This window comes from Rheinheimera tangshanensis, assembly GCF_014645135.1.
Lineage (GTDB): Bacteria > Pseudomonadota > Gammaproteobacteria > Enterobacterales > Alteromonadaceae > Pararheinheimera > Pararheinheimera tangshanensis.
This window is the reverse complement of record NZ_BMLH01000002.1, coordinates 70,413-95,835: the sequence shown is the minus strand read 5'-3', so window position 1 is coordinate 95,835 and position 25,423 is coordinate 70,413. Positions and strand designations below refer to the sequence as shown.

Genomic DNA, 25,423 nt, shown 5'->3' with positions numbered 1-25,423 from the left:
TCAAAGCGGGCCTTAAGCCCGCCGTTGTGATGCTGATGAACTTTAAGGCTTGATGCTACGGTCCAGAAACTCCAGCATAGCTGCAGCTATTTCCTTGCCGTGGGTTTCAATAGCAAAGTGACCACTATTCAAAAACTGTACTTCAGCTTTTGGATTATCACGCTGGAATGCTTTGGCGCCAGCAGGAAGAAAGAACGGATCTTTTTCACCCCAAATCGCCAATAAAGGTGGCTGCTTGGCGCGGAAGAACTGATGCAACTGGCTGTATTGTTTCACGTTACTGCCGTAATCCACCAATAAGTCCATCTGTGCATCCACACCATGGCGTTCAATAGCTGCGTGAGCCAACTGGTAAGCTTCAGGCGCTATCACTGAGCTATCTTCAACCCCTTCCGTATATTGCCATTTCAGCATCTCTGCCGTGTTGAACTTACGCAGAGCTTCGCGGTTTTCCGCTGTTGGGTTAGCCCAGGCTTTGCGCATATCAGCCCAACCTTCACTCAGGCCCTCTTCGTAGCCATTACCATTTTGGCTGACAATAGCTGTGATCTTGTCCGGGTTCTTCACCGCCAGACGCCAACCCACCGGAGCACCATAATCAAACACATACAGCGCGTAACGTTCCAGCTTTTTAGCCAGGGTAAACGCATCAATCACTGAGGCCAGATTATCGAAGCTATAGGTAAATGCTACGCCAGGCTTGATGGTGGTTTGACCAAAACCAGGCAAATCCGGTGCTATCACATGATATTTTTCTGCCAGTTTTGGCATTAAATCCCGAAACATATAAGACGAAGCGCCAAAACCATGCAACAACAACAGGGTTGGTGCTTGTGGCGAGCCCGCCTCGCGGTAAAAAACATTCACACCCTGCACATCCAGGCTTTGATAACGCACTTGCGCCTTATCTTCTGCCGCTGTGGCAGAAAGAGAGGCAGTTAAAGCGGCAGCTGCCAGTAACAGTTGTTTCGTGTTCATAGTGACTCCGTAAAGTTAAAGTTGGCAATATCACTTAGTAACCCGTATAATTTAAATTAATTGGTTACTTAAGATCAGTCTGGCTTAAACAAAGTAACCTGTCAAATGTATTTTTAGAGGTTACTTATGGTTGTTTCAGAAATTCTGCATGAAGAAACTTTAACTGGCGCACCTATGCTGGGCGATCATTTAGCAATGGACTTGCTCAATACAGAAGCCCGTAATGATGGTAAAGCTATTGAATTCTGGAACAGTGATGATGATGTGTTGCAGTGGCTGGCACGTTACGACATTACCCTGGCAGCAGAGGGTAAGACTTTTGCCGCCGGTGAACTGCTGACTCAGGCCAAAGCCCTACGGTCACTGGCGCGGCAACTCATCAGCGCATTTAAAGAAGAAAGACCACTGGAGATCGGCGAGTTAAATCAGTATCTACGCGCTTTTGATACTGCGCCTCATCTGGCAAGGGATGCAGAAGGCAAGCTCAAGTTGAGCCGTATTTCACACAGCAACGGCATTGGAACTTTATTAGGCCCGGTCGCACAAGCTATCGCTGAACTACTGGTCGAAGACAAAGTTGATTTGGTGAAACGATGTGAACACCCCGACTGTATTTTGTGGTTCTACGACCGCACCAAAGCCCACAAACGCCGCTGGTGCAGCATGGCTATATGCGGCAACAGATATAAAGCGGCACAGTTTAGGAAGAGAAGCGGTAGTTCAGATGTTGTACAAGAATAAATGACATAAAAAAGCCTCTGATGTCAGAGGCTTAAATTTAGTTCGAACATATTCTGTTGCTTAGAACGGGGCTATTACACTTCTAAAAATGTAAAGACAAACTAACTTAAAAAACAATGAGATAGGTTAAGCCGCAGTTCTTATCGTTACAAAATGTAAAGCCATTAACAAAACGAGGTAATGACTTTACATTTACCTAAATAAGGCGCAAGAGGCATCAATCGATGTGGTCCCGGGTAGCTTAGTAAGCATTTTTCCTAGCTACAGTTACATATTGTTTTGATAGAAAAGAGACAAATTCTCTTGAAATGATTGTGAAATCTCACTGGCCTCATAAGTTACGCTTCGTTTGGTTCCCACGAGTTTAACAACGAGGTTTTTCGCCTGCATGATTTCTCTATACTGCGATTTCGTAAGTGGTGCAACTCCAGATTCCATTATCTGAGTATAGACAGACCTTGTGCCTGAGTTGTAGTAACGAGTGTCAGCCCATTCGTGTTCAGCATCGAAAATTTTAAGTTCAATTAGTTTTCCGTTATCTATAAGAAAAGATATTCTCTCTGGCTTACCAAGTACATTAGGTGAACCAAATGCTGTGTCGTGGCTTGTATGGTTGACAATCAATAACGACACGCTAATTTCGCCACCGTCTTTGGATTTCGTAACAGAAGGGTTTACGTACACTCCATTACTATCTATGTGAACCCCTCCTGCGATTGACTTGGTAGAGATACGATTGTTCTTGCTTATGATAAGTGATTCACCGGTTGGATTAAAACGATTGTCGGTTTCGATAATCTCAAATTCACCAACACCAAATAACCCTCCCTGGCCAGCACACCCGGTTAACGTTAAAAAAATAGCCAACGATGCGTATCTTAAAAAGCTTTTATCGATCATAGGAGCTCCCTATTTCACTAAATGACAACTGAGTTTACTTATCAAGGATTGTGCCAGCTCTTTGTGTTAGCAAAGGTCCTCCGAGTGTCTACTTTAAGTTTTCACCCAGGAAAAGAGTCATAAGTAATCGGAATGTTTGTTGCGTAGATGTAAGTTGCCTTTTTAGGGCTATAGAGAGCTCCTGTCTGCTACATTAGAGTTTTCTATAATATAAAAGGAATAAGCTTATGAAAATGCTAATGTTAGCAGCTGCTCTTGCAACATCATTCAGTGCTGCAGCGGAGTGGATTTATGATAAGGATGTAGATTTAATGACTGATCGCGACACAAGCGTAGTTATAGCGCTGGGTGAGCCGCGTGGCGCTGTCGTTGTGAGATGTGATGGAAAAGATGGTTATGATGTCTATTTTAATTTCGATGACTACTTAGGAAATAAAAGCAATAACATTGCCCTTCGTTTTGATCAGGGTGAGGTAAAAGTTCTGCAGGCCGAAAGTGGCACAGGTGGAGATTCTCGCTTTCTTCGCAATGAAGATAGTGCAGTTGTTATTAAGCAGATTAAAGATTCAAAACGGCTGGTTGTCCGTGGTACTGACTATAAGAATGTACCAAACACATTCGTCGTAAATCTTTCAGGGTTCTCCGAGCAAGCGTCTAAGCTAGGTTGCTTGAATGGGATCTTGTAGCTGGTATGGACGGTAAGTCAATCGTATTGCAAGCACGGCTTGCAATACGGGCTTTGGATTAAGTCGAGCCTAGTTCTGCAGGCGATACTGATTTCTCTGGGGCAGAAGGGAGGCCAAGTCTCCGTTGGACCAATATGACCCAATTGATGCTAAATTGTTCTACTGAGGCATAAAATTGAAAACATTATATAAGTATATGCCGCTACGGATGGATTTCTTTGAGCAACCATTATTTAGGTTGACGCAGCCATCAAGCTTAAACGATCCGTTTGACTCTAAGCCAACAAAAGAAGCAATAAGAAAGAAAATTGCTTTTTTAACTGATGATTATGGAGAGGGCGCTGGCTATATTTCTGATGATGAAATTAACCATAAACATGGAAGCATTAAAGAAGAATTAGAGGGAGAGTTGGAGAAATTCGGGATTATCTCCCTTACAGAAAACCCACACAGCTTATTAATGTGGTCGCACTATGCCAATGAACACAAGGGGATTGTTGTTGAACTATTCAACAGTGATGAAATATTCCATTTTTCAAATAGTGGGGTGGAGGATTCAAGAATTGTTGAGAGAAAGCCAGTGCGCGTAATGTATGATAGTAGACGACCTGGTCTGCATATGCCTCATGAGTGTATACATTCCATATATGAAGATGATTTTTTTTCGCCATATTGCTTTCGTAAAAAGTGATGATTGGATGTATGAAAAAGAGCATCGATTTCTACTGCCTTTGTCTGAAGCCGATGTTGCTATCTTGAAGGCGGACTATCAACACCTTTCTAAATCTGATTTCGATATACATCTTAAGCAACGAGAAATTCAGTTCAAAGGCGGGCCTGATGTTTATACTTTTGAAAATGAAGACTTAAATTGTCCTTTTAGAAATGTCCAAAAAGTCAGATATGATGATTCTATATCTTCTAATGGGCAACTTATGCTTTTTAAGCGGGTTAAACCTGATGCTATCAGAGCTATTTATTTCGGCTGTAGAGTGCCGGATCAGCAGATCAGTGAAGCGATCAAAATGTGTAAGCAGAACAAGAATTTCAGCTCAAATCTGATTTTTTACAAGGCTTTTGAAGACCAAGATAGATTTGAGGTCTATTTCAAAATGATGTAAAAGCTAGTCATTGACTGGTTTATTGACGAGTTAATCGCATCTACGCTGAATATCTATGTTAACCTGAACTCTTGGCTTTAGCTGCTTTCCTGGCTGCAGCTCTCTCCATTCGAGAGATCACAGAGGACATGGTGACAGTTCGCATAATTTCCCCTTGAGATGAAAAACTGCCGGCCCTGCAGGTGCTGGGTAAAGCCATTTGAGGAACTGTTTTGGTCATATCAATTTGACTCCATTTATTGCTAATTGTCTTTTGGGCGTAGAGTTAAATCTCAGGGTCTACGGGTCCTTTCTGCAAACCCCACAAATCCTTTCTGCATAATCATATGAAACGAGCTTGATGCATAAATACATAGTGTTGTTCTTCATAGCGATTCTCAAGAGGAAGTTTTTTCTTTCTGCATCCTTTCTGCAACTCATTACCAAATGAACTTGGCGCGTCAATGAACTGAGAATGTGTCAATAGTTCGGTCGTGTGTTTGTGCTGTGACAGAGCTAGCTATGCAGTACAATAACCCCCAACCAGGTGAAGCGACTTACGCAAAGACATTGGTAGGTTTCTCTGGAGCCCGGATAACAGTAAAAGGTCAAGTAGTTTACGACACGCACCTCATAGGCCTTTTAATATTCGAATTAATCGTGTCGCACAAACGTTTATCTGTACAAACAGAAGCCATCAATTACAATCTGAAGGCGACGGCAATGTCAAAACAGAACCGTTTCTAGAATGATTATAACCATTGTATCTCAAGGCCCGTTCGTGTGTATTCGCGGTGTAGGCCTGTATCTTTTGAAGATACTGTCTCGCCAACTTTCTATCTGTGAATGAGGTGGTTGCGCAGAATTGAGCAAGTGCTTTTTTTTGGGCAAACTCATTCGAATCTTGTCGAGTAGATGGCTCAACGGTTATAGCCAACTGTAAGTATTTAGCCAGCTCCTGCAATCTTGCTACTTGTGAAGGTGTAACCGGTAACGACAGAATATACCCATCAACATCATCCCGAACCCCATTAGAATCTGTATCTGGGCCAGCAATATCGTCAAGGGAGGAAGTTTCCGGCAGTTCCTTGGTAACAACTAACTTGTTGAATTGCACCCAGAAGTGATCCACTGACCCCACAGATTTGCATCGAAAACTGATCCACATTTTTAATCAATCCTGTCCGGTTCTGGCAGGAGAATGTGGAGTGTTAGATGTGGCCCTTTTAAGCGTAATAAGACGATGGTATTTCCGTGAAGGACTGTCTAAGCGGGAGATTGCCAGACGTACTGGTTTATCCAGAAATACCCTGAAGAAGTACTTAAGCCAAGAGCAGGTCGAGCCTGCGTATCCCCAGCGAGCTTGTGTCAGCAAGCTGGATGCGTTTGAAACTCTGCTCACAGAAGCGCTTGAGCGAGAGGTAAAAAAGCCGCGCAAACAACGTAAAACGGTCAAGCAGCTGTATCACGAGTTGGTGCCACAAGGCTACACCGGTTCGTACGACAGGGTGGCAGCCTTTGCCCGGTTGTGGCGTCAGCAGCAGACGGTCAGCAAACAAGTGTATGTGCCGCTACAGTTTGCGCCAGGTGAAGCGTTTCAGTTTGACTGGGGCGAGAACTGGGTGTCCATTGGTGGCAAGAAGGTGAAAGTACAAGTCGCGCACTTTAAGCTCTGTCACAGTAAAGTCAGTTACCAACGGGCCTACTGGACGCAAACCCACGAGATGCTGTTTGATGCGCACACGCAGGCCTTCCGGGTGTTTGGTGGAGTTCCTGAGCGCGGTATTTACGACAACATGAAAACGGCTGTCGATAAAATTGGTCGTGGCAAAGAGCGGGTGGTGAACAAACGCTTCCAGGCGATGGCCAGTCATTATCTGTTTGAAGCTGATTTCTGTAATCCGGCAGCCGGTTGGGAAAAAGGTCAGGTGGAAAAAGCGGTGCAGGATGGTCGGTATGCACTGTGGCATAAAGCACCTGGATTTAACTCGCTTGAAGCGCTCAATGACTGGCTGGAACAAGAATGCCAAGCGGTGTGGCAACAACAACAGCACCCGGAGTTTAAACCTCACACGCTCTGGCAGTGCTTGCAGGAAGAGCGTTTGCACCTGATGCACATCAGCAGTGGCTTTGACGGTTTTATCGAACACAGCAAACAGGTCTCCTCGACCTGCCTCATCACCTTCGAGAACAACAAATACAGTGTGCCTGCAAGCTTTGCTAACCGCAGAGTCAGCCTTCGGGTCTATCCGACCGTGCTCCATATCATTGCCGAAGGCAGGAAGGTGACAGAGCATCTGCGTGTGTTTACGCGAGACCACAATGCGCCGGGTCAGGTGCTCTACAACTGGCGGCATTACTTACTGGTGGCACAGCGTAAACCGGGTTCACTGCGAAACGGTGCCCCCTTCCAAACCTTGCCTGAGAGCTTTAAGCAATTGCAGCAGGTGCTGCTGCGTAAAATCGGTGGTGACCGACAGATGGTCGATGTGCTGGCTCTGGTGCTGCATCATGAAGCTGAACTGGTGGAGCAAGCTATTACGGAAGCTCTGCAAAGTGGCTGCGCCTCCAAAGACCATGTCATCAACTGCCTGCACCGATTGATGGAGACACCGCCACCCGAGCCAGTCCCTGTGGCAGCACATCTGCAACTGAGCATTGAACCCATCAGCGATATCAGCCGCTACGAACAATTAGGAGGTGGTTATGCACATTGAAGCCCTGCAAGCGCTGCTTAAACAGTTGAAACTCTATGGAATGCGCCAAAGTGTGCAGGACCTAAGCTTACAAAACGCTCCGGCCTGGCAACAAGCACTGCCCATACTGGATATCTTGCTCAAAGCCGAAGTGGCTGATCGGGAAGTTCGCTCCGTCGCTTATCAAATGAGTGCTGCCCGCTTCCCGGCGTACCGCGACTTGTACGGTTTTAACTTCCAGGAAAGCGAAGTAGATGAACGATTGGTACAGGACTTACACCGCTGTGACTTTATCCAAAGTAGCCAGAATATCGTGCTGGTGGGTGGTCCCGGTACTGGTAAAACCCATCTAGCAACAGCACTGGGCGTCCAAGCCATTCAACATCATCAGTTGCGGGTTCGGTTTATCTCGACGTTAGAGCTGGTGAATGCACTGGAGCTGGAAAAACGCAAAGACCAAACCGGCAGGATAGCCGCACGACTGAGCAGTGTGGATGTGGTCATTCTGGATGAACTGGGGTATGTGCCCTTTAGTCAACATGGTGGAGCGCTGTTGTTCCATCTGCTGGCCAAGCTGTATGAAAAAACCAGTGTCATCATCACAACAAACCTAAGCTTCAGCGAATGGCCCAAAGTGTTTGGAGATGCAAAGATGACGACAGCGCTATTAGACCGCCTGACCCATCACTGCCATATCATCGAAACAGGCAACAATAGTTATCGGTTTAAAGAATCAAGCAGAAAGGCTAAAACAGCGAGGAGGTGATGCTTGCGAAAACCCAAATCTCATGCCCATAATGGCTGAGTAAAGCGGATCAAAATTCGATGCAAACAGTGGATCAGTTTTGCCTGCAAATCAACAATCATCGTTCTGATAAACTAACGCACCATTTTTTGAGCCTTTTTTCACCTGATACATTGCTTGGTCAGCCCGCTTACAAAGTTGTTCGCTTGTTATCCCATGCTGTGGGTACAGCGCGATACCAACACTCATTGAAATGTTTGCTTCACTACCAGCAGGCAGAGATATGGGGGACTTAACTTCGGCGAGGAACTTAGTCGCCTTATCGATAGCCTCTTGTTCGTCAACGATATCTTGTAGCAGCACTACAAACTCATCTCCTCCTAATCTGGCAAGCGTATCCGATGCGCGTATGCACTGTTCAATACGATTAGCTACCGTTTTAAGCACAACATCGCCGGCTTCATGACCATAGATATCGTTGACTGTCTTAAACCCATCCAGATCCATGAAGAACACAGCCAGATGCGTTTTTTCGCGCTCTGCCAGGGCAAGTGCCTGCGAAATGCGTTCATTAAACAATTGTCGGTTAGGGAGGTCAGTCAAAACGTCGTGATAGGCCCCTCGGTGGTAAGTTTCCAGTTGAAGTTTACTGCGGGTGATATCCTGATGGGTGCCATACATAATGATGGGCTTACCTTCATCATCCCACTTCCCAACCTTGCCACGGTCAAGAACCCACACCCAGTGTCCGTCCTTATGACGCATGCGAGCCTCGCACTCATAAAAAGGTGTCTCACCCAAAAAGTGTTGCTTGAGCAACTGTTCTGACTTTTTAAAATCGTCCGGGTGTGTGAGTTTGATCCAAGTTTCTATGGAGATTGGCTCAAGCTCTTCAAGCTTGTAGCCAATAATCTTTGCCCATTTATGGTTAAATACAGTTTCACCAGTTTGAATATGCCACTCCCAGGTGCCAACACGGGTACCTTCCAGAAAAGCATTCAATCTAGCCCTTTCCATTGAAAGGTCCTCTGTCATCTCCCTCGCCAGAGCTTCTGCTCTCGACCGGCCTGAAATTAGTATAAAAACTAAAACAGACAACATACCACTCAACATGACACCAGTTAAAACAATAACTCTCGGCAACCCGGTCTCGACTCGTTGCAAAAGGCTCTTACTTGCTTGAATGCGTAATGTCCAGGTTTGCCCCAGCAAATCTAACTGATGGACTGACTCAAACTCTGGCCAAACATCATCTCTATTTAAACTACCAAAGTGAGTTTGCGCCGCGGCACGCAATTCTTTGCCATCGAAAATGTCTATAACCAGATCGCGTTCTTGCTCTCCCATAAGTCCTTCCAGGAAGTCAGTCATGCGAAACGGTGCATAAACCCAACCTAGCAAACTTGCCCGGCGCTCTGCCACCGTAGCAGCCGGTAGGTCTTTATCATACACGGCTTGATATATCAGAAACCCTGTTTGCTCATGAACTCCGACTTCCTGCTGCAGTCGAACCCAACCGGAGAGCATCATTTCACCAGTGTCCATTGACCGTTGCATGGCGAAGCGTCTCACCGGCTCAGAGTACATATCATAGCCAAACGCCCTCAAGTTACGCCCCGAGAATGGCTCAAGATAGATTATCGAGGAATAAAGATCTCTTTGGCCTTCAGGGAGTACGCTGTAGGATGGAAACCCTTCAGCACGAATTTTTTCAATATGTACCTGAAGTTCTAATGGATGAATTGCCTTGGCAAATCCAATGCCTTGGATGCCAGGTAAATAGCGTTCAAGAGCCTGACGCTCGTAATAATCTCTAAATTGATGTCGGTCGACAATTTTGTAAATATTAAAAATACCTGCCGTGCCACGAAGTACCTGTTGGTAGGCTGCCATACGGCTCTTAATTCGCTCAACAGCTTCCCGGGCTCGAAACTCGAAATAGACTTGCTCACGTTCGTGAACAGAATTGACAATAATTTGATATATCACGGCAGTGGAGCCCAGCCCAAGAACAAAAACCACTACAGCCAATAGAAACTGGATGGCATGGCTCGACTTCCCTAATACATTCATGCTAGACATGTTCCAAATCTCAGACCACATATCGTTTTACTTGATGGTATTTCACGTGCAGGTGATATGTCGTTCAATTTTTTGGAAACTCGTTCATGGTAGCTAACGTTAGTTGGTTTCGACCATTACGTTTTGACTTATACAAGGCTTCATCGCAACGGCTGATCAGCTGCTCTAAACTTTCTTTCTGAAATAATGATGCAACTCCCAGTGACACGGTGACCTTGCCTACATTCTGAAACTGCTCTGAAGCAATTCTCAATCGCAAGCGTTCAGCTAATTCTGCCGCTACCATATCAGTGCAATTTTCAAGCAGGATCAAAAACTCCTCGCCGCCCCAACGAATTACCCGATTATTACCCCGAACCGACTTTCGAAGTAGACCCGATACTTGAGCTAAGATCTGATCACCAACAGGATGCCCAAAGCTATCATTAATCTGCTTAAAGTGATCAATATCGCAAAGAATGAGACTCATGGGCTCTTCCCGGCTAAGAGTAAAGCTATAAGCCTCGCTTAACAACGCCTTACCATGATTGCGGTTAAACAAACCAGTTAGTTGATCCACTGTTGCCGATTCTCGTAGCGCTTGCTCTTCACGAAGTCGCTCAGTGACATCTTTTCCAACACTAACATAGTTAGTAATGTTACCAGCTTGGTCTTTGATAGCGGAGATACTCTGCTCAGAATGATACAAGGTACCGTCTTTACGTTTATTAATGAAAATTGCCTGGAACGTCTTTGCTGTCATTAAAGATGCTTTTACGTTCTTGTAAAAGTCATCGTCGTGTAAGCCTGACTTGAAAAGTGATGGTGTATTGCCGATTAATTCTGATTCTTCATAATCGCTTACCTGGCAAAACGCTTGATTAGCAAAGATTATCTTAGCTTGCGCATCGGTAACGAGTATCGGCTGTGCTGCGGCATCCAATGCCTGACCAAGAATTTTACTGGTCTCTTCAACCTTGGCATACGCAGTCATATCTTGCTGCACTGAAACAAAGTGCGTGATGTCGCCCTCTTCATCTCGTACCGGTGAGATATTCCAGCGCACCAAATATGGCGAACCATCTTTGCGGTAATTAGTCGTCATACCCTCGAAGTATTCACCACTGGTAAGACAATGTCTAAGCCGGTTAATCACCTCCTGATCTGTAGCAGGACCTTGTAACATCTTCAAGGACTGACCATACAACTCATCAATTGCATAACCTGTCATCTTACAAAAAGCAGGATTCGCAATTTTTACAGGATATCCTGCTGCTCTGTCGGCACTGGTAATCACCACCGCATTCCAAGACTGCATGACAGCCATTTGCAGCAAGCTAAGTTCAGAACTTCCCATCGAGTTTTTCTATTCCGCTGAAAACGAAACACTTACATGAACAGCTTATATAATCAAGGCCTTAAGTATAAATGGTTTTGATTATTAGAGCAAAAGTATGTTTTTGACACTGTTATGGACACTCAACGCTTTTCAAATCATCGGTTACTCTCTTGATTGTCTATAATTTTGATATTAAGGTTAAAAAAAATAACAAATTCAGAGATTAATCATACTGGAAACGCTTGAATATGTCGAAAAGTGAGTGTGAAATAATATTGTGTAGAGAGGTCCGTCTAATGCGTCTGACATAAGTCGCTAGCCTGATGGCACACTTTATTTAAATGAAACGTTATCATGCACGGTAAATTTCGGAATCACGCCACAATCAGCAAACACAATCCCTGCCTCTAATTGATCAAAAATCCAAAGTAGATGACCAACTCTTATTTTTTCCTCATCGGTATGCTCAAGTATACCGACTATGTAATCCCGAAAACTCTTACCCAATCCTACCTTGTCCGCTTCACGCAGAGCTTGGGCTAACGCCTCTTCACTCAAAAACTTGTATGATTGAGATTTCAAATTCTCGTAGAACTGCCGGTCAGTTCCCCATGTATTAAAGGTACGAAATAGATAAAGAATTACTGCTGCAAATACCAGTGATATAAGGATTTCGAACAACACGGGGTAATCCTCGGTTAAATATCCATTGTGAAATAAAACAAAGTTTTTAAGCTCTGATCACTATTGCAGCTAGCCTAAGAAATTTCATCTAGCATAGCACCATACCAGGCTAGTAGTTGTTGATAACATGAAAAAGATTGCTCAAGTGCATACTCTCCATCGTTATTAATATCCACGATAGAAATTCGATATTGCTGACCCACTCGACCAACTCTTGGTAACGATAGTAGTGAAGGACCAGCATCGCGCCATCTTAACAGCTGCTGGTTGAACTACGACTCATTGACAAACCGGATATCCATAACAAACTCAGCAAGGAACGCTATTTATATTAAACGTAGTTAAATAACGTTGATATCGCAAGTGTTTTACTAGGAAGGCACCTATTGCACTTAAAATATCCAAATTTTCTGATGCTGCAAGGGCGTCCTGAACGTCAATACCTAAGTAAAGTTCTGCACTATTAATCTTTTGTGGCTCAGTAAAAGCTAAATGGCACGAATTTTGGTTAATGGCGCAGGGGCGATCTTCACTATGAGCGTGAAGCGGTTATTACAGTTTTCATGGGTAAATGTCCGCTTTTGGCACAGAACCGATCTGCGCTTTGAGCGAATTGCGGTCGTTCAGAAAAGTCCTTCATGAATAATTAGAATATCTGTCTTACATTATTAGTGAAGGACATTCGTTTTTTCGTGAGCCTTGTATCTTGAATATGAGACGACCATCGAAGGTCATCTCATAGGAAGCATCAAGCAAAAATACTTTTCATGTTCAACACAGAATGAAACTGACCATCGAGTACAATTGTTACATTATAACTTCAACTACTTACTCAAAAATCGTCATCCTTTTTATTTTTTTTCTGAGCGTCTTTGTTAGCCTTTTTTTGTGACTCACGCTGGGCTTCTTCAGCCTTTTTCATGCGTTCGCGCTGATATTCATCTCGATCTTTCTCCGCTTCGCGCTGCGCTTCCTCAACATCTTTACTGCGCTCACGCTGATATTCATCCCGATCTTTCTCGGCTTCGCGTTGTGCTTCAGCTACATCTTTGCGATATTCCCGATCTACCTTATCTGCTTCTTTTTGCGCTTCGCGGTGTTCTTTCTTAACCTCTTTGTGCAGTTCTAGTTCACGTTTTGCAGCTTCCCTGTTGGCTTCGTTGTGCTTTTTATATGTCTCTTTCTCTGCTTTGTTTGCTGGATCAGCCTGCACTGGTGAGGCGAGCGCAGTCCATAAATAGACAAAAGCGATTACAGGTATTACAAACAGATTTTTCATAATTTAACCTCAATGCATAGCAGGAACTTACTCAATAGTCTGGCGGCTTGAGTTTCATACGTTAACATTCAGCGCCGAACTTTTTATAGTTTACACTTAAGCGGTATAAACCACTGGGTTAAATCTGAATAATTCTGCTGGCGTTGCCGTTTTTATCGAAAGTGGATGTTCAAATTGAAGAAGCTGCAAAGTCAGCTTTTGGCACAGAACCGATCTGCGCTTTGAGCGAATTGCGGTTGCTTAAAACCAGGACTCTCGAAAAAATGAATCTCTGCTTTGCCTTATTTGCGGACATTCATTTCTTCGTGAACCCAAAGGGCTACATCAACTCTTCTCAACTGACCAAATTCAGTTAGCCACTACACTTTAACCAAGAGCTCTTCCTTCTCCAACTTCCTCGTGGGTTTCGCCGTCACGAATATGGTAAATCCTTTTAAAAGTAGGAATAATTTTTTCGTCATGTGTGACAACAATTACAGCTGTTTCGAAACGTTTTGCCATATCGTTTAACATCCGTATCACCGCAAGTGCTCGAACTGAGTCTAACGGTGCCGTTGGCTCATCGGCTAAAATAACCGGCGGTCTATTAACCAGGCCTCGGGCAATCGCAACACGCTGTTGCTCTCCACCAGATAACTGCGAAGGCATCGCAGATGCACGATGCTGAACATCCAGTGCAGTCAACAATTCAAGTGCTTGTTTTCTGGCTGTTGTGTTATCTACACCTGCAAGCATTGGTAATAGTGCGACATTATCCAGAACATCGAGAAATGGGATGAGGTAGGGTGCTTGGAATACAAAACCTATTTTATCTCTGCGTAATGCTCTGAGATCTTTGACATGCCACGCCCCATCAAAGATGACTTCATCTCCCAGTGTCATTCGCCCGGCAGTAGGGTCGATGACGGCCCCCAAACATTTCAATAAGGTACTTTTCCCTGAGCCAGACGGTCCAATTAGCCCAACGACCTCACCTGGAGCTACATGCATATTTACGTTTTTTAGTGCCAAAAACGCCGTATCACCATAACCATATTGTTTGCTCAGTCCTTCAATAATAATGCCTTGCTTGGCCATATTACCCCCCAATCGCCTCTGCCGGATCTACCTTCAGAGCCATTCTGATAGCAACAATACTGGATAAAATGCAGATCACGACAACCGCAAAAAATCCAATAACTGAATCAAATGGCATCAAAAGCACGTATTTGGGGAAATAAGGAGCAGCAAAAGTAGCTGTGATTTTGCCTACAACAAATCCCAGACATCCGAGCACAAGCGCTTGCTGCAGTATCATCCAGGAGATAGTCCAGTTACGGGTCCCGATAAGCTTAAGCACCGCGATTTCTCGGATTTTATCCATCGTCAGTGTGTAAATAATAAATGCAACTATCGCAGCACTGACGACCGCCAAAATCACCAGAAACATAGCAATTTGCCTGGCAGAGGTGGCAATCAACTTGCCGATAAGGATTTGTTCCATTTGTTGACGGGTGTAGACGGTGAGGCGGTTCCAGCGACGGACCGAAGTAGCGATTTCTTCGGCCGAGTAGCCGGGTTTAATTCTGACTAACACCGCATTCACTGAATGATTAACGATCTGCGATTCTATTACCGCTTCCAGCAATCCGGGTACATTTGGACGGTTAAAGATTGGATTTTCCTCGGTCCGTCTGCGTTGCATTAAAATGGCATCGTTGTCTTTGAGAAACTGAGCTTCTTGTGCATCCTTGAGCGGGATGAATATCATCGGATCACCGCCTGAAGATACCATCCGGCGCGTGAGTCCTACTACTTTGTAGAAATTACGACGGATTTTTAATTCATCCCCCAACACAAAGCCTGAAGCAACATCAGCCACAGCTTCGTAGTGGCTCCGTGTAATATGCCTGCCTGCGACAAGTTGCGGTGGCCAGCCAGCTGCAGTGGGTCCGTCTTGTGCAATACCTACCACCATGGCACGAACATCCCGTTCGCCCTTTTTTACCTGCATAGTTAAGTAAGTAACATTTGAAGCACCCATGACACCTGGCAAGCTGGCGAAGGACCGCCACCAGTCATCTGGTAGGCTCGATGATTCGGCATAAGGACCTAAAGTATCTTTTTGAACAACCCAAAGGTCCGCACCACTGTTATCTAACAACACCCTGCCATCGTCGACCATGCCACGATAGACGCCGGCCATAATGAGCGTCACACCTATCAAAAGCCCTAGACCTATACCGGTAAAAATGAATTTACCCCAGGAATGAAGAATGTCCCTACCAGCCAGGCTAATCAACGTGACGTTCCTGTCAAAGACCCCGTAATGTGAATCCGGCTGTCCGCTTTGAGAGTTTTATCGCTGTATAACACGACCTGATCACCCACTTGCAAACCTTCAAGTACTTGTACATAACCGTCAAGATCCGTTCGTCCAAGTACAACTGGAACAAAGAGAATACCATCCTGGGTTAGTTTCCAGACACCGCGTTGCCCGTTCAGTGTGCGAATAGCAGCATTTAGCACTGTAGGTGTTTCAGCTAGAGCCGGTAGTCGTAATCTGATTTGTGCCAATTCTCCAATAGATGGGAGTGGTGTTGGCGTAGTGGCAAAAACAATTTTGGCTAACATTTCTTCGGTAACTGCATCAGCTTTGGGTTCGACCCAAAGTACAGAGCCTGCCAGAGTTTGAGATTGGCGGGAACGCAACGTGATTTCTGCAGGAAGCCCTGCCGCTAACCCCTCTGCACTATGCTGGTCAAATCGGGCGTTTATCCACAAACTATCGGGGTCAATAATTTCGATGACCGTTTGCCCGGCAGTCACTGTAGACCCTGGCTCGGCATTTCTGGCTGCAACCAAACCATCGGCAAAGGCGATCAAATTCAGATTTTTAAGTTGGGATAACAACGCGTCCCGCTCTGCGCGCAGTCGAGCCATTTCCGAGATACTCGCACTGAGGGTTGCACTGGCTATTGCCAGCTCTTGACGTTTTGAGAGGAGTGTTTCTTCGCTGGTACCACGGGTTAAAATAAGTTGCTCATAGCGCCGGGCCTGACTTTTGGCATAATCCTCTTTTGCTGTTGCTTGTAAAACAACAGCCTCAGAACTTCTAATAGCAGCTTCCTGAGCCTGGAGCCTTTGAGCGATATCTACAGCATCCATTTCACCCAGTAATTGCCCTGCCTCAACTCTTTCACCAACGTTTACATTCAGGCTTGCAATTTTTCCGGTGATGACTGGACCTATTTTGTAGGTATAACGGGCTTGCACTGTGCCTACCCCTGAAAGGTCCGGCGAGATCGTTCTGGATTCAACTGTACTTAAAGTCACAGAAATCGGCGCAAGCGGCCCAGATCGCACAGCAACAAATATAAATATTGTAAGTAACAGGAGCACGAAGACTATTAACGGAATACTTTGGCGTTGCTTCGGAGTTAATTTCATTTGTTGTTTCCAATGCCACGAAGATAAATTGCAAAAACACCAGCGGCATCACGACGAATAAGACTGACGTCACCGGCAATTAGCGCTTGCATAACCAGCCCTTGTATGGAGCCAATAAACATCACAACAGCAATTTTAATATCTAGTTCCGGTGGCAGTTCTTTGCGAGCAATGGCAGTTTCCAAAATTTGTATGAGTTTGGTTTTGTAACCAGTGAGCATGCTTTTTGTCTGCTCTTTAGGCTTGGTAATGCCTGGGCGTTGCAACTCACTCAAAAGCAGTCTCGGTACTCCGGGGTTCTCAAATACAAACTGTATATGCGTCATGAAAACCGCACGTAATGCGGCTAAAGGCGACGATTCGTTTTGCGCGGCCGTTTCAATTCGGTTCAGAATGCTGTCAGCGACCCAGCTCATGACGGCTTCCATAATGGAATCCTTACTATCGAAATGTCTGAATAGAGCCCCCTGTGTTAATCCCATTTTCTGCGCAATCGCAGAGGTCGTTATATCGCTTGGGTTTTGCTCTGCAGCCAACATCAGAACAGCACTAACGGTCGCTGCCTTGCGTTCATCTGCAGTAAGATTTTTCCGTTACACGTCCGCCCCAAAAAGAAAGTAATCTATTACTATCTTAACTAATATTAGAAAAATCTCAACTACCCATTTTCCACTAATAGTTCAATAGAATTATTTTACTGTGGGCAGATTCCTAATACTCATCTAGCCTGTTATAAATTTGTATACATCTTATTTCGCTTTAGCACTCATTCATTGAGGCTGCTTTATCCTTGATGGAGTAAATCACCATTACTGTCGCGAACACTTACTGATACCTCTATCCCCTGTCTTACGCTCTGTGTCACAACACAGAAATTTTCAAACTGGCTCAATGCTCTCTCCAGATGAGGTATTGTCATCGCCTCTGTCCCAAGGTTAAGTTCAACACTTAACTTACTAATACGCCAACGACCTTCCTGACGTTCTAAATCTCCACGTACTTGAGCGCTAACCTGTCCAGGGTCTTCTTTAAACTTGCGAATAGCAAATAACAAACTCGCTGCTAAACAATTAGCAACAGCTGCAGCAAGTAAACGTGATGGGTTCGGACCTTCCCCATCGCCTAACGGAGGAGGTTCATCAGTCAAGACTTGGCCTGCACTGCCAAAATCAATTTCAAACTTAAAGCCTTCTAATAACCGCATTTGAACACTAAAACTGTTAGATTCAGACATTCTGATTTCCTTCATTACACCTGTGAAAACTTTACCAACATCCAGCCCATATTTAGACAGTGCTATTCATTGCGCATGTCCTTACTGAGTTAACATCAACTCTGTATATGGATGATTACCGCTTGTTTGATTTCAAGACCTAAGCAGATTTAGGCTTCATTCCAACATATAACTGGAGGTGATGAATAGTTGAAGAGCAATACGTGGGCTGCAAAGGCTATCCAAGCAAGACCTTACTTTAATAGGCTCCTCGGAGGTCAATAATAATAAGTGCCCATCCTCTTTCAAGAATGAGCACTGATATTTACTATAATTTTAACGTCAACATCAGTTCAGCAGTCAAAACGATCTGCATTCATCACCTTGCACCAGGCTTTAACAAAGTCTCTCACAAACTTCTCTTTGTTATCGTCCTGAGCATAGACTTCAGCGTAGGAGCGCAGAATCGAGTTTGACCCAAACACCAGATCAACCCGGGTCGCAGTCCATTTTACTCTGCCACTGCTGCGCTCAACGATGTTATAGCTATTGCGGCCTGTGGGCTGCCAGCTGTAGTTCATATCGGTCAGATTGACAAAGAAATCATTGGTTAGTGCACCTGGCTTACCAGTAAAGACACCGTGTTTTACACCTCCATAGTTGGTATCCAGTACACGCATACCGCCAATCAACGCTGTCATCTCTGGTGCTGTTAAACCCAGTAATTGAGTTTTATCCAACATCATTTCTTCAGGCTGGACTACATAGTCTTTTTTAAGGTAGTTACGGTAAGCGTCATGCAGTGGCTCTAATACTTCAAACGACTCAACGTCTGTTTGCTCCTGCGTCGCATCGCCTCGCCCCGGTGTAAACGGCACGGTAATCATCACACCAGCTGCTTTTGCTGCCTGCTCAATAGCCGCTGAGCCACCAAGGACGATCAAATCGGCCAGACTGACTTTTTTACTCAAACCTGCCTGGATATTCTCCAACGTTGATAACACTTTATGTAAGCGTGCAGGCTCATTGGCTTCCCAGTCTTTTTGAGGCGCTAAACGAATACGAGCCCCGTTGGCGCCGCCACGGTAGTCCGAACCACGGAAAGTTCGAGCGCTATCCCATGCGGTCGATACCAACTCACTTATAGATAAGCCACTTGCCAGGATCTTCGCTTTGAGCTCACTGATTTCTGCAGCTGTAAGTGTATAGTCAACAGCTGGGATTGGATCTTGCCAAATTAAATCTTCTTGCGGAACATCAGGTCCTAAGTAACGACTTTTAGGGCCTAAATCACGATGGGTTAACTTAAACCAGGCACGGGCAAACACCTCTTCAAAGTACGCCTGATCGTTATAAAAGCGCTCTGAAATCTTGCGGTATTCAGGATCGACTTTCATCGCCATGTCTGCATCTGTCATGATCGGATTGTAGCGGATAGACGGGTCTTCTACGTCGACTGGTTTATCCTCTTCTTTAATATTAATTGGCTCCCACTGCCAGGCACCGGCAGGGCTCTTTTTTAACTCCCAGTCATAGTTTAATAACAGATAAAAGTAGCCGTTATCCCACTGAGTAGGGTTTGTGGTCCAGGCACCTTCAATACCGCTGGTGACTGTATCACGGCCTATCCCTCGGGTTTTGTGATTATTCCAGCCTAAACCTTGCTCTTCGATGCCAGCAGCCTCAGGTTCAGGACCTAAATTCTCTGCACGACCATTACCATGACATTTACCTACCGTATGTCCACCAGCAGTAAGAGCAACAGTTTCCTCATCATTCATCGCCATACGTGCAAAAGTTACACGAACATCATGTGCTGTTTTCAGAGGATCAGGCTTGCCATCCACGCCTTCCGGGTTCACATAAATCAATCCCATCATCACAGCAGCCAGCGGATTATCTAAGTCTCGCTCACCAGAGTAGCGACTGCCTTCACTGTCCGATTTGGCTAACCACTCTTTTTCACTGCCCCAGTAGGTGTCTTTTTCGGGATGCCATATATCCTGACGACCACCGGCAAAGCCGAAGGTTTTAAAGCCCATAGACTCATACGCCATATTACCGGCCAGAATAATTAAATCAGCCCAAGATAATTTGTTGCCGTATTTTTTCTTAATAGGCCAGAGTAAGCGGCGAGCTTTATCCAAGTTGGCGTTATCCGGCCAGCTATTAATAGGCGCAAAACGTTGATTGCCTGTACCACCACCGCCGCGACCATCAGCAATACGGTAACTGCCTGCACTGTGCCAGGCCATGCGGATCATCAATCCACCATAATGCCCCCAATCAGCAGGCCACCAGCTCTGACTCTGTGTCATTAGAGCTTTTAAATCATGTTTGACCGCTTCTAAATCAAGTTTGTTAAACTCTTCAGCGTAATTAAAATCATCTCCCAAGGGGTTAGTCTTAGTATCATGTTGATGCAGGATGTCTAAGTTCAACGCATTAGGCCACCAATCCATTACAGATTTAGCAGCAGATGTATTACCCCCATGCACTACAGGGCATTTTCCGGCCGAACTATTCGTCGTATTGTCCATTGAAATCATCCTTTTGTGTTGAAGAAAAAATGAAACTGATGTTTAAGATAGTAAAGTCTTATGAATAAACAACTCTCGTGTAGCAGAGAGCAGGCTAATTTTGAGGCGTATCAAACTAACTATCTGTTGAAAAACTGTCATTAGCCTGCACCTAATGACAGTGAGAACTTTTATCTGGCCTGCGCAGCGGAGGCCATTTTGGATATGAATTAACGTTCGACTGGGTAACCTGCATCCAACCAGGCTTGGAATCCGCCAGCAACCGATAAGACTTGAGTAAAGCCCATGTTTTTCAGCGAATCTGCGGCCAGGGCAGAACGTGCACCGGAACGACACATCAGATAAATGGGCTTGGCAGATAACTGCTCAAGCGCTGCCATACTGTCACAATTCGAACCAACACTCGGATGTTGGTGAATACGCATCTCAAGCACACCTCGAGGATAATTTACCGAGCGGTCGACGTAACCCTGAATATATTCATCAGGCTCACGCACATCAATGAGTATGGCATGATGATCCTGCAGGGCTGAGGCTAATTCCTGAACAGAAACTTCAACGATTCTGGCCTTAGCTTCATTCACTATTTGTTGCGAACTCTTCATATATTACCTCTTTCACTAATTTAAAACGGATTGAGTAAGGACCACAGTTGCCATGATAATCAGGAAGATTGAAAAGGCTTTTTGCAGTTTTTCTTTCGGTAATTTATGCCCTATCCAGGCACCAAAGAAACTACCAGCGACACCGCCAACCACCATAATTCCGATGACAGTCCAGTCGAAAGAAAAGTTCTGGGCGGTCAAGACTTCGTAGTACTTAGCAAAACCCACCACAGATTTCAGTGCGATAATCAGTAAGCTGGTGCCTATTGCCATTATCATGGGAACACCACCAAGCAGAACTAGCGCGGGGACTATCAAAAAACCACCGCCTACACCGACAAATCCTGTGATGACTCCAACGACTACCCCATCCAAAGCGACCTTAAGAAAGTTCACCTTGGGCGTGGCTTCAGAACTTTTTTTGCTGCGCCACATCATCACTGCAGCGACAACCATCAACAGAACGAATACAGATAGCTGAATAACGCTGTCAACCAGAGTTCCCAGCCAGGCACCGCCATAAGTCCCCACCATGCCAGGAATACCAAACAGTAGTACATGAGGCCAGGACACTCTTTTGTGCCAAATGTTAGGGATACTGCCAAATAAGCTGATACCGGCAACTATAAGTAAAGAGGAAGCAATCGCCAGATTCGCCGGCATATCGACTAAATACATTAGTACTGGAACAGTCAGGATAGAGCCGCCTGAACCAAAGATGCCAAGGCTTAATCCTATTAAGATTGCCCCCAATATTGCATGGATCATAATTTCTTCTCTTTGCCAGTGAAGCCTGAATAGATAAACATAGTTACAGCATGTTAATCGGGAGCTTTAAATACACCTTACCTTGCTCATCCGCAGGAGGCATATGCCCAGCACGGATATTGACCTGTATTGAAGGTAAAATAAGCCGTGGCATCGCCAGAGTTGCATCCCGCGCTTCACGTTTTTCCACAAATTGTGCTTCTGTAACGCCATCATGCACGTGAATATTGTGCTCACGTTGTTCACCCACTGTGGTCACATATTCATGTTCACGTCCTTTTGTTGGATAATCGTGACAGACATAAATTTTTGTCTCTTCTGGTAGAGCCAGTAACTTTGAGATGGACTGGAACAAAGTCGAAGCACTGCCACCAGGGAAATCGCAGCGAGAAGTTCCGACATCAGGCATAAATAAGGTGTCGCCTACAAATGCAGCTTCATCATTAATCAGGTAGGCAAGATCAGCGGGTGTATGACCTGGAGTGTGGATCACACGAATAGACATCGCGCCTACGTGCAGTATTTCGCCATCATGGAATAAACGGTCAAATTGAGCGCCATTGGGTAAAAACTCTTTTTCAAGATTAAACACTTCTTTGAAAATAGTTTGTACCTGCTTGATATGGGCGCCTATGCCGACCTTAGCTCCCAGATGCTCTTTGAAAAACGGTGCTGCGGATAAATGATCGGCATGAGCATGGGTTTCCAGCACCCAGTCCAGTATCAGCTCATTTTGCTGAATATAAGCCAGCATGAGTTCTGCACTTTGTGTCGAAGTGCGGCCTGATTTGTAATCAAAATCCAGCACAGGATCGATCACAACAGCATGCTTTGAGGCAAGATCAGTGACGACATAACTGAATGTCTCGCTATCTTTATCCAAAAATGCTTCTACATGAATATCACTCATCTTTTGCTCCTGAGGGAGCGCAAAGCGCTCCCTTTTGTATTAACAAATAAACAGATTTACAGTGTTTTAGTGCAGTAGTACCAATCCACGTAGTTATGACCCTGATCTTTTCGCACAGCTGCATCCGCCATTGTTGCTGGTGGAGGAACGATAACTGGTTCGCCTACATGCCAGTTTTCTGGGGTTGCGATCTTATTTGCATCGCTGGTTTGCATGGCTTCAAGCATACGAACAAACTCGTCAATGCTACGACCGTTGCTCATCGGGTAATACACCATAGCTCTCATAATGCCGTTAGGGTCAATGAAGAACGTCGCACGAACTGCCGCTGTATCACTAGCACCGGGTTGGATCATGCCGTAAGACTTTGCTACCGCCATAGACAGGTCGGCAATGATTGGAAATGGAATGGTGATACCAAAGTTTTGCTCAATACTACGAGCCCAGGCAATGTGAGAGTGCACACTGTCAATAGACAAGCCCAACAGCTCACAATTCAATGCCGCAAATTTTTCTGCCCGAGTCGCAAAACCGATAAATTCGGTTGTACACACAGGTGTGAAGTCAGCAGGGTGTGAAAACAGTACCAACCACTTACCTTTATAGTCGGCAAGCGATTTCATACCGTGCGTAGTCTTTGCAGTAAAGTCTGGAGCCGGTTGATTTAATTGTGGAAAAGTTACAGTTGATTCAGTCATCTCGAATACCTCAGTTGTTTGGTTGGGTCTAACTTTCGTATTCCAATTTAGTATAAGCATATAACTAAAGGAAATAAATAGATTAGATTGATCTAATTCAATAAATCGATGAAGAAATCAAACATTAGATTTTATTGATGTATATCAATACCCTAGATGAGACCTGGTCTATAGTTAAAGAGAAAAATAGAGATTGAGGTGAGTTGTGATGAACAAAACTTTGCTGACATTTCAACTTGTTATCGCCAGCACAGACTGCCCTTTACAGGCTCAAGAGCCCAAAAATGAGCCGGTTCAGGTAATCCAACCTGCAAAAATAACCCAACCGGAGAAAGTTGAGCTGGGTAAACAACTATAAAAGCGTGCATACTACCAGTAGATTTTTCGGCAACACACGAGGCAATGATGAAAAAAGATAAAAAAATGGATATCAATATCGGCATCGACGAAAAGAATAGAAAAAAAATTGCTCAAGGATTATCTAAACTACTTGCAGACAGTTATACACTTTATCTGATGACCCATAATTTTCATTGGAATGTCACTGGTCCTCAGTTTAATGGATTACATAACATGTTTATGGATCAATATACCGAGCAGTGGACTGCGCTGGATCAGATTGCCGAGAGAATTAGGGCTTTAGGATTTCCAGCGCCGGGAACTTACAAGGAATTTTCTAAGCTAAGTTCAATCGAAGAGATTGAAGGTGTTCCATCAGCAACCGAGATGTTAGCTTATCTTGTTAATGCACAAGAGGCGACGGCTAGAACAGCACGAAGTCTGTTTGAACTTGTCAATGAAGCGAACGATCAACCAAGTGCGGATATCCTTACTCAGCGACTAAACATACATGAGAAAACAGCGTGGATGCTCAGAAGTATGATGGCTGACTGACCTTCGCCTCAGAAGTCAAAGTCCAAACTTCTTAAATACTATGAAATAGACTCCACTCTAGTATTGATAATAGCCTCAATCATCAACATGATGAGGCTCTGAAACCTGGCTAAAACTTTTAAATTAACTTGCTGGACTGTTATTTAAAAACCTCAGAATATGCTGCTGTTCAGCGTCCACTGCGCTCATAACGTCACCAACTACACCACCCATCAGATTTCCCATTTGAGCAGCGTGAATGTTGGAAACGTATGTTTTGCCATCCGCTTTTGTATAAACAGCAATTGAACAGGGCATGAAGACTGCCGCATATCTGCTTTCTTCGTCGTTTAAAATGGTAGCAGCGTGCTTCGCATTACAAAGCTCAAGGATCCGGACCTGTTTTACAAGCGGCTCGCCACCATTTTTGACAACGTTATCATTCATATTAATGACTTTAGGCGTCACCCATCCTGAATCCTGCGCATTTTTCTGTATCGTAGAGATGGTTTCAGTAAGATCAAAAGGACTTAAACGCTCATCTACTACCATCGATTTAGGTGAACAAGCTGCAAGCCATAACACTGCGCTCAATGACAAAATATGTTTATACATAACATCTCCTTTATTTAGGGGTATCTAATGTAAAAGATGCAAAATTACTTATCCATGCGACATAACGCCGCAGGCAAACATACTTAGGTTTATCCGGCCAGTTGTTTCGCTATCGTCCAGCTATCGGATGATAGATTTGATTAATTTAAGACGGGTTATTTTTCTCAAAATATTTATTAATCGCTTAAGAAGCTTGATTGAGTAGGTCAAAACCAACCAGAAAAATCACTTTATTGAAATTACGTTGCTTGTTGTGCATACCAATTGATCTGCACTTTTTCCACCAAGATTAGATACCTGCACATATTTCTATAATAAAATAACATCTTGCATCAGGATGTATAACTGATCGCATACTAAAATCGGGTGCCGATAACTTTTTTTTATTTTAGAAATCTGCATTATCAATTTTTGTAACTTCCATGCCGACCTCGGATGCGATGCCTGAGATATGCACTGCTCATTTATTTGACGTTGAAGCTCATTTAATCGTTCAGGATCGGCCTGAGCTAGATGCATCAGCTCGTCAAAATCAGGTAAAGAAGGATAAGTTTGATTCATAG

General features: G+C 44.5%; 27 protein-coding genes and 1 pseudogene. 8 read left to right on the top strand and 20 right to left on the bottom strand.

Annotation, left to right across the window (positions count from 1 at the left end; translation table 11 throughout):
• Window positions 1-42 precede the first annotated feature (42 nt).
• A complete protein-coding gene (locus IEW88_RS05020; RefSeq protein ID WP_147903306.1) occupies window positions 43-978 on the bottom strand; it encodes an alpha/beta fold hydrolase in 936 nt (311 codons plus the stop codon).
• 126 nt (window positions 979-1,104) lie between these two features.
• Here IEW88_RS05020 and IEW88_RS05015 point away from each other — a divergent pair, with 126 nt between their 5' ends.
• Window positions 1,105-1,719: a CGNR zinc finger domain-containing protein gene (locus IEW88_RS05015; protein WP_147903305.1), complete on the top strand. Its 615-nt coding sequence runs from the start codon at window positions 1,105-1,107 to the stop codon at window positions 1,717-1,719.
• 267 nt (window positions 1,720-1,986) lie between these two features.
• Here IEW88_RS05015 and IEW88_RS05010 read toward each other — a convergent pair whose 3' ends face one another.
• Entirely contained in the window at window positions 1,987-2,619 is a 633-nt protein-coding gene (locus IEW88_RS05010; RefSeq protein ID WP_147903304.1) for a hypothetical protein, read from the bottom strand.
• 227 nt (window positions 2,620-2,846) lie between these two features.
• On the opposite strand from IEW88_RS05010, the gene IEW88_RS05005 reads away from it, so the two are divergent.
• The 3 genes from IEW88_RS05005 to IEW88_RS04995 all read left to right on the top strand — a co-directional run bounded on the left by IEW88_RS05005 (window position 2,847) and on the right by IEW88_RS04995 (window position 4,426).
• Window positions 2,847-3,305 carry a hypothetical protein gene (locus tag IEW88_RS05005; RefSeq protein WP_147903303.1) on the top strand — a complete coding sequence of 153 codons (459 nt, stop codon included), beginning with the start codon at window positions 2,847-2,849 and terminating at the stop codon, window positions 3,303-3,305.
• Between the two features lie 175 nt (window positions 3,306-3,480).
• Complete coding sequence (locus tag IEW88_RS05000) at window positions 3,481-3,996, top strand: DUF2971 domain-containing protein (protein ID WP_147903302.1); 516 nt, start codon at window positions 3,481-3,483, stop codon at window positions 3,994-3,996.
• A 7-nt stretch (window positions 3,997-4,003) separates the two neighbouring features.
• Complete coding sequence (locus tag IEW88_RS04995; protein WP_147903301.1) at window positions 4,004-4,426, top strand: hypothetical protein; 423 nt, start codon at window positions 4,004-4,006, stop codon at window positions 4,424-4,426.
• Between the two features lie 676 nt (window positions 4,427-5,102).
• Here IEW88_RS04995 and IEW88_RS04990 read toward each other — a convergent pair.
• Entirely contained in the window at window positions 5,103-5,573 is a 471-nt protein-coding gene (locus IEW88_RS04990; RefSeq protein WP_147903300.1) for a hypothetical protein, read from the bottom strand.
• Window positions 5,574-5,622: 49 nt separating this feature from the next.
• Here IEW88_RS04990 and istA point away from each other — a divergent pair, with 49 nt between their 5' ends.
• Together istA and istB are read left to right on the top strand one after the other, a co-directional pair.
• Entirely contained in the window at window positions 5,623-7,122 is a 1,500-nt protein-coding gene (gene istA / locus IEW88_RS04985; RefSeq protein WP_147903645.1) for an IS21 family transposase, read from the top strand.
• A complete protein-coding gene (gene istB, locus IEW88_RS04980; RefSeq protein WP_147903299.1) occupies window positions 7,112-7,867 on the top strand; it encodes an IS21-like element helper ATPase IstB in 756 nt (251 codons plus the stop codon). Before istA ends, istB begins: the two co-directional genes overlap by 11 nt.
• A gap of 90 nt (window positions 7,868-7,957) precedes the next feature.
• Here the strand turns inward: istB and IEW88_RS04975 are convergent, their stop codons facing one another.
• The 15 genes and pseudogenes from IEW88_RS04975 to IEW88_RS04910 form a co-directional block, all read right to left on the bottom strand.
• A complete protein-coding gene (locus tag IEW88_RS04975) occupies window positions 7,958-9,919 on the bottom strand; it encodes a CHASE domain-containing protein (protein WP_185148544.1) in 1,962 nt (653 codons plus the stop codon).
• Between the two features lie 73 nt (window positions 9,920-9,992).
• Window positions 9,993-11,264, bottom strand: coding sequence for a sensor domain-containing diguanylate cyclase (locus IEW88_RS04970; RefSeq protein ID WP_147903297.1), 1,272 nt, complete (start codon window positions 11,262-11,264; stop codon window positions 9,993-9,995).
• A 315-nt stretch (window positions 11,265-11,579) separates the two neighbouring features.
• Window positions 11,580-11,930 (bottom strand): hypothetical protein, encoded by a 351-nt coding sequence (locus IEW88_RS04965; protein WP_147903296.1) that lies wholly within the window; start codon window positions 11,928-11,930, stop codon window positions 11,580-11,582.
• An 832-nt stretch (window positions 11,931-12,762) separates the two neighbouring features.
• On the bottom strand, window positions 12,763-13,209 hold the full coding sequence (locus IEW88_RS04960) for a flotillin family protein (RefSeq protein ID WP_147903295.1): 447 nt from the start codon (window positions 13,207-13,209) through the stop codon (window positions 12,763-12,765).
• A 366-nt stretch (window positions 13,210-13,575) separates the two neighbouring features.
• A complete protein-coding gene (locus IEW88_RS04955) occupies window positions 13,576-14,286 on the bottom strand; it encodes an ABC transporter ATP-binding protein (protein ID WP_147903294.1) in 711 nt (236 codons plus the stop codon).
• A gap of 1 nt (window position 14,287) precedes the next feature.
• Complete coding sequence (locus IEW88_RS04950) at window positions 14,288-15,490, bottom strand: ABC transporter permease (RefSeq protein ID WP_147903293.1); 1,203 nt, start codon at window positions 15,488-15,490, stop codon at window positions 14,288-14,290.
• Entirely contained in the window at window positions 15,487-16,638 is a 1,152-nt protein-coding gene (locus tag IEW88_RS04945) for an efflux RND transporter periplasmic adaptor subunit (protein WP_147903292.1), read from the bottom strand. Before IEW88_RS04945 ends, IEW88_RS04950 begins: the two co-directional genes overlap by 4 nt.
• The gene (locus IEW88_RS04940; RefSeq protein WP_229670343.1) at window positions 16,635-17,066 is read right to left on the bottom strand and encodes a TetR family transcriptional regulator C-terminal domain-containing protein; all 432 of its coding nucleotides are present in this window, start codon (window positions 17,064-17,066) and stop codon (window positions 16,635-16,637) included. Before IEW88_RS04940 ends, IEW88_RS04945 begins: the two co-directional genes overlap by 4 nt.
• Window positions 17,067-17,177, bottom strand: a pseudogene (locus IEW88_RS18930) (helix-turn-helix domain-containing protein); the annotation flags it as partial.
• Window positions 17,178-17,422: 245 nt separating this feature from the next.
• Window positions 17,423-17,872 carry an OsmC family protein gene (locus IEW88_RS04935; RefSeq protein WP_147903290.1) on the bottom strand — a complete coding sequence of 150 codons (450 nt, stop codon included), beginning with the start codon at window positions 17,870-17,872 and terminating at the stop codon, window positions 17,423-17,425.
• Window positions 17,873-18,204: 332 nt separating this feature from the next.
• Entirely contained in the window at window positions 18,205-20,391 is a 2,187-nt protein-coding gene (gene katG / locus IEW88_RS04930; RefSeq protein ID WP_147903289.1) for a catalase/peroxidase HPI, read from the bottom strand.
• A gap of 209 nt (window positions 20,392-20,600) precedes the next feature.
• Complete coding sequence (locus IEW88_RS04925; protein ID WP_147903288.1) at window positions 20,601-20,996, bottom strand: rhodanese-like domain-containing protein; 396 nt, start codon at window positions 20,994-20,996, stop codon at window positions 20,601-20,603.
• A gap of 15 nt (window positions 20,997-21,011) precedes the next feature.
• A complete protein-coding gene (locus IEW88_RS04920) occupies window positions 21,012-21,764 on the bottom strand; it encodes a sulfite exporter TauE/SafE family protein (RefSeq protein WP_185148543.1) in 753 nt (250 codons plus the stop codon).
• Window positions 21,765-21,807: 43 nt separating this feature from the next.
• Entirely contained in the window at window positions 21,808-22,674 is an 867-nt protein-coding gene (locus IEW88_RS04915) for an MBL fold metallo-hydrolase (protein ID WP_147903287.1), read from the bottom strand.
• A 56-nt stretch (window positions 22,675-22,730) separates the two neighbouring features.
• Complete coding sequence (locus IEW88_RS04910; RefSeq protein WP_053425189.1) at window positions 22,731-23,372, bottom strand: peroxiredoxin; 642 nt, start codon at window positions 23,370-23,372, stop codon at window positions 22,731-22,733.
• Between the two features lie 208 nt (window positions 23,373-23,580).
• Between IEW88_RS04910 and IEW88_RS04905 the strand changes: the two genes are divergently transcribed.
• A complete protein-coding gene (locus IEW88_RS04905; protein ID WP_185148542.1) occupies window positions 23,581-23,730 on the top strand; it encodes a hypothetical protein in 150 nt (49 codons plus the stop codon).
• A gap of 65 nt (window positions 23,731-23,795) precedes the next feature.
• A complete protein-coding gene (locus tag IEW88_RS04900) occupies window positions 23,796-24,266 on the top strand; it encodes a Dps family protein (RefSeq protein WP_221411377.1) in 471 nt (156 codons plus the stop codon).
• 123 nt (window positions 24,267-24,389) lie between these two features.
• On the opposite strand, the gene IEW88_RS04895 is transcribed toward IEW88_RS04900, so the two are convergent.
• Entirely contained in the window at window positions 24,390-24,860 is a 471-nt protein-coding gene (locus tag IEW88_RS04895; RefSeq protein WP_147903286.1) for a DUF302 domain-containing protein, read from the bottom strand.
• A 309-nt stretch (window positions 24,861-25,169) separates the two neighbouring features.
• Window positions 25,170-25,421, bottom strand: a complete 252-nt coding sequence (locus tag IEW88_RS18860) for a DUF3135 domain-containing protein (RefSeq protein ID WP_147903285.1) — start codon at window positions 25,419-25,421, stop codon at window positions 25,170-25,172.
• Between the last annotated feature and the right edge of the window lie 2 nt (window positions 25,422-25,423).